This is a genomic window from Sphingomonas sp. BK345, assembly GCF_014193845.1.
GTDB lineage: Bacteria > Pseudomonadota > Alphaproteobacteria > Sphingomonadales > Sphingomonadaceae > Sphingomonas.
In genome coordinates this window covers 18851-29472 of the sequence record NZ_JACHZX010000013.1, presented here as the reverse complement: position 1 = coordinate 29472, position 10622 = coordinate 18851, and the positions used below count along the sequence as shown (strand labels likewise).

Genomic DNA, 10622 nt, shown 5'->3' with positions numbered 1-10622 from the left:
GCACCCCCGTGTTGTCGCTTCGCTCCGGCCCGCGCCAGGGTGCGATTCAGCTTGCCCCCCATCCCCCCGCTGCTCGCCGCGAAGGCAGGGCCGCCCGGCCGCAGGCCGGCGGTCCCCGCCGGGGATTGAGGAAGAAGGAGCCAGACCATGACCGACACCCGCGAAGCGCGCACCACCGCTATCCGCACCCTGAACGATGCCGCACGGGCGCACCCCGGCGCACTGTGCCGCTGTTCGATCACGCTAGGGGTCGACGCCCTCCCCATCGCAGACCGCATTGCGATCCTTCGCCAGATCGTCACCTACGACGCATTCACGGACGACAACGACCCGCACAACGAACACGACTTCGGGAGCCTCTACCGGCTCGCGTCAGGCGCATGGACGCCGGAACGCCCCGACGACGCCGACCAGATCGCGCAGACCGTTTGCTGGAAGTTTGATTATTACGACCTCGCGCTTGAGTTCGGCAGCGCCGAGCCGTGGAATGCCGCCGCAACCGCGCGCGTCCTGACGATCATGCTCGCCTCAGAATACTAGGCACACCGGCCGCGATCCGGCGCGGGCTGGATCGCGGCCTACGGTCGCGGCGGCTTGCCAGCCGCGATGTTCGCTCAGCGGGGAAGGGGCGCGCGGCCCCCTTCCCCAGCAAGCGGAATAGCACCCCCGTGTTGTCGCTTCGCTCCGGCCCGCGCCAGGGTGCGATTCAGCTTGCCCCCCATCCCCACGCTGCTCGCCGCGAAGGCAGGGCCGCTGCCCCAAGAGGGTCAGCGGTCCCCGCCGACTAAGGGAAAGAATAGGAGGCGCAAACAAAAACGCTATTTTACGATATCTAACGCTTGCATATTAAAAGCTATCGTTTAATATCATCAATGGGTGAACGGTTCACCCCCGCCGATTGCAGCGGCGGACACCGAAACGGAGACAGACCATGTACCATCACCTCGCAACCAAGTTCGTTCGCAACGCCCGCCAGATCTCGGGCCGTGAAGCGCTGGACAACGACACGCTGCGCGCCGTCGTGCCGTCGCTCTTTGCCGACGAGGCGCACGAAAGCCGCTCCGGCCGCTATGTCTATGTTCCGACGATCGAGCTCGTCGACGCGCTCCGCAAGGAGGGTTTCGCGCCGTTCTTCGCGGTGCAGTCGAAGACCCGCGACGAGGGGCGCATGGGTCACACCAAGCACATGCTTCGCCTTCGCCGCCCCGACGATATCGGCAAGGCCGAGGCCGCAGAAGTCATCATCGTCAACAGCCACGACGGATCGAGCGCCTATCAGATGTTCGCGGGGATGCTCCGTTTCGTATGCACCAACAGCCTGATCGCGGGCGACAAGTTCCAAGAGGTCCGCGTGCCCCACAAGGGCAACATCGCAGACCAGATCATTGAGGGAGCCTATACCGTCGCGAAGGACTTCCCCCGCCTGATCGACGCCAGCGAGGAAATGAAGGGGACCACGCTCAGCGAGCGCGAACAGGAGCTTTTGGGCCGCGCCGCGCTCGTCGCTCGCTACGGTGACGAGGAAGACTCGAGCCCAATCCGTCCCGCGCAGGTGATCGAGGCGCGCCGTCGTGAAGACGTCGGCGGGAGCCTCTGGAACACGTTCAACCGCATTCAAGAAAACCTGATCCGGGGGGGCGTGCAGGGACGCCGCACCGACGAGAACGGCCGCACGCGCCGCGCTAAGACCCGCGAGATCAAGGGCATCGACCAGACCGTCGGCATCAACCGCGCGCTGTGGATGCTGGCGGACGGAATGCAGCGCATCAAGAACGGAGGCTAAGGGCAGGGTGGGGGACGGCGATTGCAGCGCCGCCCCCCTTTTTTGCCGAACCACCGGAGACAGACCACCGAGAGCCGACGCGCGCCCGTAACAGGGTGGCGTCGCGCCGTCACGGAGACAGACACGATGGCGACTAACATCGAGGGACGCCGCTGGCGTCACCGCTCAGCCGCGCGCGCCGCGCTTGGCTTTATCAACTGGATCGACGCCGACACCTTCCCGCCGTGCCGCGTATGCGCGGCGCACGAGCTGCGCCGCGCCGCAGGCCCCAAAAATCGCGGGGCGGCGCGATGACCGGACAAGCCGGCCACCGCGCCGCAGTCGACCGCATGGAGCGCGCCCGAGCGCTCACGTCCCACCAGATCGAGACGGTAGGCTGGCAGATCGCCCGCGCCGCGCAGATCGCAGCCGAGCAAGCCGCCGCGAAGCGATGGCACCCGGGCCAGGACGTGAGCGCGTGGACGCACATGCAGGAGCCGACATACTGGACCGCGCTTGCTCAGATCGCGCAGCGACGCGGCAACGAGCTGCGCAGCTTGTGGCGTCGCCTCGCGCGCCAAGACGCCGCGCTGGCGATCTACCGCCGCAAGCACCGCACCCGCGCCGATCGCGGCCGAGCGCGCGTGCTGATGGAGTGCAGACCATGACCGCGCCGGCTTGGGCTGCTATGCTCAGCGGGCAGGGAGGGACCGGCATGGGTAGCGCCGACAATCAGGCGAATATTCTCGACAAGGTGATTGCGGCCGTGCCGTTCCTCGAACAGCATCCGCTTATCGTCCTGCTCGTCGTGGTGCCCGCCCTCGCGATCGTCGCGAATGTGCTGATGGGGCAGCTTCACAAGCCCCCCACGCCTCCGCCCCCGCTGATCGGGAAGCGGCCGAGCCGCGACCGACCCCAACCGCGTCCCACGAGAGGCAGAAGATGACGCCCCCCGATCATGCGGAGTTCGCCGCACTGTTCCGCTACGTGCGTTTCTTCATCTTCGCGGGCGTTGCGTCGCTGGCCTATCTTTGGTGGTACGGTGCGGCCGGCAGTTTGGCATTCATCGGCATAGCGGCGCTGACGGCGCTACTTTCCATCATCACAGGGTTTGTCATGCTGATGGGATTGCATAGGCCGCCGACCAACCCGCCCGCGCTGATCGGGAAGCGGCCGAGCCGCGACCGACCAGCGGCGCGCTCGCCGGGAGCAAAGCAGTGAGCGGCGACCTCGCCTCCCTCGTCGACGTGTTCGGCAGGGTGGGCTTAATCGGGGCGGTTTTCGCGGGGGTGCCGTTTTGCGTCTATATGTTCGCAAGCGAGACGATGGCGAAGACCAGGCGCACCCGACCAGCGGCGCGGGCACGGGGAGGGGGCCGCAAGCTGACTGATTGAGACTGCCCCAGCGGCAGGGTTCGGGGGGGGGGCAACGCAAGCCGCTGGGACTTATCTGCAACCCCCCTTGACGGCGAAAGTGCCAGCCACAATCAGACTGGATCAAACGGCCATGAAAACAGTCAAGAATATCGCGTATTTCATTGTCACCGCTCCCTTCTACGCGATGGCAACAGCGGGTTGGGTTGGTGTGGCCCTCTATCTGCTCTCGTTCCGTGCTCCCGATTTACGAAGGCCAACCGCGTCGACCCTCTTAGATATCGCATTGGCGATCGTCGGTATGGTGGGGGTTGCCGTCATAAACGCGATCATAGCCAAGAGGCGGAAAGCCCCGGCCGTAAAGTAGTGGCGCGACGTTCAGCGAAGACCCGCCGCATTTTCACCGCCGCGGTTGCGCTCGCGGCCACCAGCGCCGGCGCTGGCACCTATCTGCTCCGCGATAGCGCGCGGGTGATCGACGGCGACACCATCCAGCTTGATCGCACGCGCGTGCGGATATGGGGGATCGAGGCCCCGGATCGCCCCGCCGCCATGAAGGCCGCAGCCGGCGAGTATCTGGCGCAACAGATCGAGCGGGAAGGGGGCGTAACGTGCGCGACCAGGCCGAGCGATAACCGAGCCATACGCCGCGCGCGCGCGCCGAGCTGCCCCAGCGCCTTGACCAGCTACCGCCGCACCGTGACCGCGTGCAGGTTCAAACGATCGGGCGGCGACGTCGGCGCGCGAATGATCGCGGCCGGCTTCGCGGTCGACTGGCGCGGCTTCTCAGGCGGCTACTATGCGGCCAGCGCCGCCCAGGCCCGCGCCGATCGCGCCGGCTTGTGGAGATCCAACCGCTTTCAGATGGACGACCTAGCGCGCCAGCGCGGGGGCGGGTGCCGCTCGAAAACGAAATAGGTATGTACCCGATCCAGACGCTCGCCGGTTGGTAAGACAAGGAGCGTCTTAAATGTGTCATGTGCTGGTGATCGAGGACGAGCCGCTTATCGCGATGCTAGTCGCTGATGTTGCGGAGATCGGGGGAGCGACCTCGACCGTTTTCGCGGAGTCCGAGGAAACCGCGATGATCGCCGCGCGGCAGATGGTGCCGAACGTCATCGTTTCCGACGTGGATCTAAAGGAGGGGGGACGCGGGCCGATTGCCGTCGCCAAGATCCGCGACGAGTTCGGCCCCGTGCCCGTCATCTTCGTCACCGGCACACCCGAGGATTGCGAGCCGTGCGACTACGCCCATGCGATCCTAGCCAAGCCGATGAACGAGGCCGCGTTCCTCCACGCCTTCGCCCAGGTCGCGCCTCACTGATCGCGCTTGATAACGATAGCGGAAAATAGCTTCCGCTTGCTCGCGAAATACTCCGGGTTCGGGCAGAGCCCGACGAGACGAACCACCCCCGCCGCAGGCGGACAACCTCTCTTAGCCGGCTATCCTGATGATGTGTTGAAGTAGCGCCTCAAGTGGTGATCGAAAATCGACCGCTACCGCAGTAGGCAGGTCACGTTTTTTGCCGATAGGGGTGTGAAGGCACGCGTCGGTCGCCTTCCGCATCGAGTTTTGCAGAATGCCTAGCTGCTGTTTGAAGGTGTGCGTTCCCGGCGCTTGCGCGGCGACTACCTCAAACGTTTTGAAGCCGAATATGGGCGGGACGTGATCTATGATCGCCCGTAGAAGCATCGCAGTCGCCATATGCGCGTTAGCTGCCGCCGTCACATTGAGGCTACGACACAGCTCCGCCAACCGGCTGAAATCGAAGTTGGTAGTCGGCAGGGTTGCAATCTGCTCGATGATCGACGGATCGACGTAGATCGTCCCCGTTTGGACCTTCGGCGGAAGGGTGATCGCGCGGGGACGCCTTAGGTGGCGGATTGCTGCCGCAAGGATCGCAGAGACGTCCGAAAGCTCGGTAGCATTCGGAGTGCGCGGTTGCCCTTTTGGACCCGTCCAGAAAGCTGGTACGCCGGTGTAATACGGTGACGAGCGGCCGAGGTGTTCCGCGATCAGAGCGCGAACCTCGATTATCAGCGCATGGATTGATGTTCCTTCAATCCGAACGTTGGTCGCGTTCGGATTATCTTCCTCAATCATGTGCAGCTCGAAGGCGTGATCCCCGATTTGACGTGACAGCTCGCTTATCGCTTCAATCGCATGATAATTAGGGTTCCGACGATCGATTGCGGCAGAGGCGCGGCGGACCACCTCAAGCACGTCGATCACAGCGGCCTTTGATGGGCCGCCCAAAAGACTGTGCGGATCTTCTGTCATCGCTTTGGCGATGGAGCCGGAAAATGCGTTTCCGGCTCCTAGCGCCTGGTCGATGATATCCCGAGATTCGAGAGCGTGGCCGGTAAACCGTGACGCGTCTTCCGGCCGCAGCGCGAGGCCATGCACGCCCGCGTCGAAGAAGCGATTGGTCAGCTCAGCTAGTCCGTCAGCGATGCGAGCGAGATCATCCATTGAGGCTCGATAGCCGAGGGATACCGATCGACGCGAGGCGGCGATGCAGAAATCATAATTTTTGGATCAATCGCCAACCCCGCCGAAATGCGCGGTTTTTTTGATGCAAAAATCTGATACGAATTGCAGCTATGATTTTGGGCTATGCGCGTGTCTCAACTGGCGGCCAGGACCTCGCCCAGCAGCTCGTGGCTTTAGAGGCCGCGGGCGCGGGCAAGGTTTACCGCGAGAAGGCGAGCGGCGCGAATGCCGACCGTAGCCAGCTCCGGCGCGCGATCGGCGCGCTCGACCCCGGCGACGTGCTGATGGTGACGGCGATTGACCGCCTCGCGCGTGACACGCGCGACCTGCTCAATATCCTCCACGATGTTCGCAGCGCCGGCGCTGGCTTCCGCTCCCTTGCCGAACCGCTGGTAGATACGACGTCCGAGCTCGCAGACGTTGTGATCGCGGTTCTCGGCATCGCAGCCAAATGGGAGCGCGGCCGGATCATTGAGCGTACCGCAGCCGGCCGCGCCCAAGCGCGCGCCCAGGGCGTGCGCTTCGGGCGCAAGCCGACGCTCACGCCCATTCAGGAAGCGGAGATCCTTCGTCGGCTCGTCGACGAGAACCCGCGGCCGACGCAGCGCGCAATCGCGAGATCCTACAACGTCAGCCAGGCGACGATATCGCGCCTGATCGAGAGGGCGAAGGCATGAGCAAAAGGCATGAGTTTGAGGGCAATGGCGCGCGCCTCGCGATCGGGTGGGATGCGCCGCTTGCGACCTACTACCTACAGGTATGGGTCGACGCCTTCATTCACGAGGAAATGGACGAGGACGAGCGCGAGACGCCGCAGGTATGGCTAGGGACGTCTTACGGTGAAGCACCAGACCCGCGCCCGCTGATCGCCGTCGCTCGCCGGCATGTGCCGACGATCCCCGACGACCTTGAGCAGACCTTGCGAGGCGAAGAACTGGCGAAGCCGGCGCGTCCGCTTGCAGCCGGCGACAATACGCTACAGCGCCTCTTGAGGACGCTCGCGGGCGAGCCACCTATCCAACAGACGAGACATTGAGGATCGCCATGCAGACCCCTCCCGCACACAAGACCCGCTTCAACGCCCGCTTTGCCATCGCGGTGCATGAGGTTGCCTATGACAAGAAGCCGCGCCGCGTAGAGGTAGGGCTGATGGAAATGCGCGCGCTTGAGGAAGCCGGCGCCCAGCGCGTCGACGGCCAGCCGCTCATGATCGATGGCGTGCCCGTGGCCGTGGGAAGCCTTGAGGATCGGGTGAAAGCCGTCCGCTAACGGGTGCGCTCCGGCGCACCCAATTTACTAATTGTTCAATATTGATTGCGGCGCCGCTAGGTGCGCGTTACACGTTCGACTCATGGGCGAGTCTAAACCTAGCACCCGAAGTGCGGATTCAATGCGCAGGCGCAATGCCCGCTTGAACGCCGAGGGCTACCGACGCGCCACCTATTCCCTGTCTCCGACCGCCGTCGAGGTCGTCGAGGGGGTCAAGGAAAAGCTTCAGCTATCGTCGCGCGAGGCCGCGTTGAACGCGATCCTTGAGCGGATCGATCGCGATATGTTTCTTCGTCAGGAGTTTCTGGCCGTGACCACATAAACGAATGCCCGGCACGAGGCCGGGCATCCCTGAAACCACTATGTCCGATGCCGGCAAGCATCGAAAGGGCCATCTAACACCCCCGACATAGCGGTTTCTGAACTCCGGTTCAAGGGTTGCGCGCTTCGCGCCACGGCCGAGTTTTGCCCGGTCCCGGCCCAATGTGAGGGCAGGAAGTTGGCAGCGTTTACAATGGGTGAGGCGGCTTTGGCCGCGTTTGGTGGCCTCCGCATCAAGCGGAAGTCGTCTCGTTCTGGCGCGCCCCACCGCACCGGCGCGCCGGTAAGGCGGGACAGCATCGAGGCGGGCACCTTCGAGGAAGCCTTCTTCTCGCGCCCAGCCAAGGGCGAGACGGATCGGATCTATAAGCAGGCCAAGACGCTCAGCAGCGGCCGGACGAGCCTACGTGCCAAGATCGCGCACGAGGAACGCGAGCCGACCAGACTCGAGGCGGCTATCCTCCGTCTCAACCGCAACGCGCTGGCGGTGCTGGACGAGCTGCTACAGATCGCGCGCGTCCAGGCCGGTCGCGTCTATCCGACGCTCGACCATATAGCGGATAAGGTAGGTATCGGCCGCAAGACCGTTGTCCGCGCCCTCGCGGTGCTGGCTGAAATCGGCTTCGTCGTTTCGCAGCGCCGGTTCAAGCGCGTCGACGTCGAGGGCGTGGGGCCGCGCTACAAGCAGACCAGCAACGCCTATCGGATGCTCGTGCCCGCCGCGATCGCGGCCTACCTCCCGCGCTGGATGCGACCAGCGCCGTTGCCGGCCGACGAGATCCAGCGGCAGGCTGATCGCGTCGAAGACACCAAGGCGATGCTGTCGACGCTATCGCGGCGCGAGTTCGCATTAGCGACCGTCGACGGCCCGCTTGGGAAGGCGCTCGCTCGTCTCGGTGCCGCGCTCGACGTTCAGGAGAGCGAGTGTCGTTCCGATCCTCAACCGCTCCACAATATCTATGAATATGGTTCAAAAGGACTTGGCCTAGCCGGCCAAGGCGTTCGCGCCTGACGGCGCCGCTAATTCACGCTCAGATCGCCTCACAGCCGTAGCACAAGCTGCAACGGTGGAGCGCCGGCTACGCCGTCGCAATGCTCCCTAGGGGGAGCAAGCGGCTTCTGTAGCGGCCAGATCGGGCCAGGGGAGGGAGGATAGGGCAGAGTAAGGGAGGCGTGGCGATCGAGGCGTTTCGCCCAAACGAAAGCGCCGACAATCGCGAGGATCGCCGGCGCTGAACGGTTTCCCGCTCGCTCACGGTCATCGCCTCTCCAGGCTGTACCGTGGATCGAGAATACCACGCCGGCCGGACAAAAAGAAGGGCGTGGAGTGATCCACGCCCTTCCGGCTCGCTACAGTCGAGCCCGGCTGAAATCAGCCGTTACGACAGAAGGTGCAGCAAAGACCCCAGGAGAGCCTTCATGCCCGACGCCATGAGCGTGAGGGCAATCGGACCAAGGATCATAGCGCCGATGCCGAACAGGACGTAGCGTCCCAAGCGACGACGGGGCTTAACCGCGGGTTCCGAGGCGAAAAACTTCGACTCTGGAAGAGGCATGTCGCGACGGATCTTATCGATCCGCTGCTCCAAACGACCCATGCGGAGGCTGACTTCGCTTTCGATCATTTCAGCGATGGCCGGGCGCAGCTTTTCGCCGAGCTCTTCCACTTTGCCGCCGATCCGATCGAACGTGTTATCCGCCTCGTCAAACACGACCTCGACGATTGCGTCTATCTGCATATGCGACAGGCCAGAGGCCCACAGCTTATCCCGATACTCCTTCACTACGAGCTCTTTTTCGGCTACCATAACTGTCTCCACAGTAGGGTTACACCTATAGGAGCCGATGCGACCTGGCAGGGTCCGCATCGGCTCCGTCCAGGTCGCGCGCACAGTGCACGCACCGGGGAGAGTATCACGAATCGAGATGAAGCCAAGCGCCGCGACGATCACCGGCCGGCGAGCGCGTGGATCAGCGCGGCGGGTCTAAGGTCTTCGGGCTTGGCACATAGGGGTGTTCGAGGCGGATAATCGCCTCAGCCTTGCCGATCGCCTCAAGCTGTTTCTTCGATCCCTTGGGCGCGATCGTCCAATTCGATCGGGGATGGAAGACGATCGGGAGGGCTGTCACCGGCCCGACTGCCTTGCGCCAGCTATCGGCGCTGCCGCCTACCGCGCCCGTCAGCAGGGTAACGAACAGCTCTTGCAGCTCGTCGGTGGTCATAGCGAGTGGATCGTCGCAGCCGGGAGCGCCGTAGCGCGCTCCCGCGACGACAGGCGGCGAAGCCGCGTCAATCGATGCCCTCTTGCCGCCCGAGCGCGTCGATCGCGCGTTCGAGCGCCGTCACCAGCGACCATCCTTTCTCGTCACGGATGCGCTGTAGGCGATCGTAGAAATCGTCAGGCACACGCGCATAGACGGTCGACTTACTCCCCCGGCTCGGCCGGCCGCGCTTAGGCGCGTCAGGCTCAGCCTTCGCGGCCGGCGCGGGCGCGGCCTGCTCGACCACACGCGACTTGAAGGGAGTTTCCTCGATCACGGAGGCGAGGGATGCAGGATCAGGCCCGACAGCGCCGGCCGGACGCGGCCCGAAGCCGGTCACATCGATGGCGGACGCACGCTTACGCTCAGTCATGCCGCGACCGCCGCCTTGCCGCGCAGGATCGCCAGGACGCTTTGCGCGTAGGCTTCCGCATTCTCGCGCGCCGCGTCGAGGTTGCCGACCTGCTTCGCCGGCAGCGAGTGAAGATCCCCGCCGTAGGAAAACAGGCTCCGGTAGGCGACACGCTCGTGGATCGCGACGGGCAGGAACTCGAAGCCCGCGCCCTCAAGGTCCGACTGGACGTGCTTCGCCTCAGAGCTGATGAAGTTGGGAGCCTTCGTCATGAGCAGTACCGCGCGAACGTCCTGCCGCGAGGTATGAGCGATGCGGCGAACGGCCTCGATCGTGCGCGTCGCTTGGTGCGCGTCGACGATCGACGCTTGCAGCGGCACCACGACGAGATCGCTCCGGCTCACGGCATAGATAATCATCGCGTTGGCCGACCCTTCGAGGTCGACGATGACGAACTGATATTCGGCCGCAGCCGTCTCGATCGTCTGCGTGATCGTCTCTTCGCTCGTGTCGGAGATCACCGTCACATTGGCCGGCTTGCCTTCCAGCGCCGCCCACTTCGACAGGGGTTGATTCCGATCGCCATCGATCAATGCGACCGAAGCGCCGGCGTCGGCTAATTCGAGGGCCAGCAATAGCGAGCTCGTCGTCTTACCGACCCCGCCCTTGCTCGACGCCATTGTGATAACGGGCATGAAGCAGCCTCCTTGAACAACCGCGATTTACGATTGCAGGAGATAGATTACGACATTTTACGCAATCGTCAAAGAGGCTTTGCGCTTGCTCGGC

The 10622-nt window shown here is 64.1% G+C and carries 18 protein-coding genes; 13 read left to right on the top strand and 5 right to left on the bottom strand.

Annotation, left to right across the window (positions count from 1 at the left end; translation table 11 throughout):
- Positions 1-147 precede the first annotated feature (147 nt).
- The 8 genes from FHY03_RS20495 to FHY03_RS20460 all read left to right on the top strand — a co-directional run bounded on the left by FHY03_RS20495 (position 148) and on the right by FHY03_RS20460 (position 4459).
- Positions 148-540: a DUF3768 domain-containing protein gene (locus FHY03_RS20495; protein ID WP_183932284.1), complete on the top strand. Its 393-nt coding sequence runs from the start codon at positions 148-150 to the stop codon at positions 538-540.
- 391 nt (positions 541-931) lie between these two features.
- The gene (locus FHY03_RS20490) at positions 932-1783 is read left to right on the top strand and encodes a DUF932 domain-containing protein (RefSeq protein WP_183932283.1); all 852 of its coding nucleotides are present in this window, start codon (positions 932-934) and stop codon (positions 1781-1783) included.
- Positions 1784-2007: 224 nt separating this feature from the next.
- Positions 2008-2430 (top strand): hypothetical protein, encoded by a 423-nt coding sequence (locus FHY03_RS20485; protein ID WP_183932282.1) that lies wholly within the window; start codon positions 2008-2010, stop codon positions 2428-2430.
- A gap of 47 nt (positions 2431-2477) precedes the next feature.
- On the top strand, positions 2478-2708 hold the full coding sequence (locus tag FHY03_RS20480; protein ID WP_183932281.1) for a hypothetical protein: 231 nt from the start codon (positions 2478-2480) through the stop codon (positions 2706-2708).
- Positions 2705-2983: a hypothetical protein gene (locus FHY03_RS20475; RefSeq protein WP_183932280.1), complete on the top strand. Its 279-nt coding sequence runs from the start codon at positions 2705-2707 to the stop codon at positions 2981-2983. The genes FHY03_RS20480 and FHY03_RS20475 overlap by 4 nt, the downstream gene beginning before the upstream one ends.
- A gap of 285 nt (positions 2984-3268) precedes the next feature.
- Entirely contained in the window at positions 3269-3502 is a 234-nt protein-coding gene (locus tag FHY03_RS20470) for a hypothetical protein (RefSeq protein ID WP_183932279.1), read from the top strand.
- Between the two features lie 104 nt (positions 3503-3606).
- Complete coding sequence (locus FHY03_RS20465) at positions 3607-4053, top strand: thermonuclease family protein (RefSeq protein ID WP_183932278.1); 447 nt, start codon at positions 3607-3609, stop codon at positions 4051-4053.
- Between the two features lie 52 nt (positions 4054-4105).
- Positions 4106-4459: a response regulator gene (locus FHY03_RS20460; protein ID WP_183932277.1), complete on the top strand. Its 354-nt coding sequence runs from the start codon at positions 4106-4108 to the stop codon at positions 4457-4459.
- Positions 4460-4570: 111 nt separating this feature from the next.
- On the opposite strand, the gene FHY03_RS20455 is transcribed toward FHY03_RS20460, so the two are convergent.
- Positions 4571-5608, bottom strand: a complete 1038-nt coding sequence (locus tag FHY03_RS20455) for a hypothetical protein (RefSeq protein WP_183932276.1) — start codon at positions 5606-5608, stop codon at positions 4571-4573.
- Between the two features lie 131 nt (positions 5609-5739).
- Here FHY03_RS20455 and FHY03_RS20450 point away from each other — a divergent pair, with 131 nt between their 5' ends.
- The 5 genes from FHY03_RS20450 (at position 5740) to FHY03_RS20430 (ending at position 8231) form a co-directional block, all read left to right on the top strand.
- Positions 5740-6306, top strand: coding sequence for a recombinase family protein (locus tag FHY03_RS20450; RefSeq protein ID WP_183932275.1), 567 nt, complete (start codon positions 5740-5742; stop codon positions 6304-6306).
- Entirely contained in the window at positions 6303-6665 is a 363-nt protein-coding gene (locus FHY03_RS20445) for a hypothetical protein (RefSeq protein WP_183932274.1), read from the top strand. Before FHY03_RS20450 ends, FHY03_RS20445 begins: the two co-directional genes overlap by 4 nt.
- Positions 6666-6673: 8 nt before the next feature.
- Entirely contained in the window at positions 6674-6898 is a 225-nt protein-coding gene (locus FHY03_RS20440; RefSeq protein WP_183932273.1) for a hypothetical protein, read from the top strand.
- Between the two features lie 121 nt (positions 6899-7019).
- Positions 7020-7220, top strand: a complete 201-nt coding sequence (locus FHY03_RS20435; protein WP_183932272.1) for a hypothetical protein — start codon at positions 7020-7022, stop codon at positions 7218-7220.
- 192 nt (positions 7221-7412) lie between these two features.
- Positions 7413-8231 (top strand): helix-turn-helix domain-containing protein, encoded by an 819-nt coding sequence (locus FHY03_RS20430; protein WP_183932271.1) that lies wholly within the window; start codon positions 7413-7415, stop codon positions 8229-8231.
- Positions 8232-8598: 367 nt separating this feature from the next.
- On the opposite strand, the gene FHY03_RS20425 is transcribed toward FHY03_RS20430, so the two are convergent.
- The 4 genes from FHY03_RS20425 to FHY03_RS20410 all read right to left on the bottom strand — a co-directional run bounded on the left by FHY03_RS20425 (position 8599) and on the right by FHY03_RS20410 (position 10528).
- Positions 8599-9027: a hypothetical protein gene (locus tag FHY03_RS20425; RefSeq protein ID WP_183932270.1), complete on the bottom strand. Its 429-nt coding sequence runs from the start codon at positions 9025-9027 to the stop codon at positions 8599-8601.
- 163 nt (positions 9028-9190) lie between these two features.
- The gene (locus tag FHY03_RS20420; RefSeq protein ID WP_183932269.1) at positions 9191-9442 is read right to left on the bottom strand and encodes a hypothetical protein; all 252 of its coding nucleotides are present in this window, start codon (positions 9440-9442) and stop codon (positions 9191-9193) included.
- Positions 9443-9509: 67 nt separating this feature from the next.
- Entirely contained in the window at positions 9510-9854 is a 345-nt protein-coding gene (locus FHY03_RS20415; protein WP_183932268.1) for a hypothetical protein, read from the bottom strand.
- Positions 9851-10528, bottom strand: a complete 678-nt coding sequence (locus FHY03_RS20410; RefSeq protein WP_183932267.1) for a ParA family protein — start codon at positions 10526-10528, stop codon at positions 9851-9853. The genes FHY03_RS20415 and FHY03_RS20410 overlap by 4 nt, the downstream gene beginning before the upstream one ends.
- Positions 10529-10622: the final 94 nt, after the last annotated feature.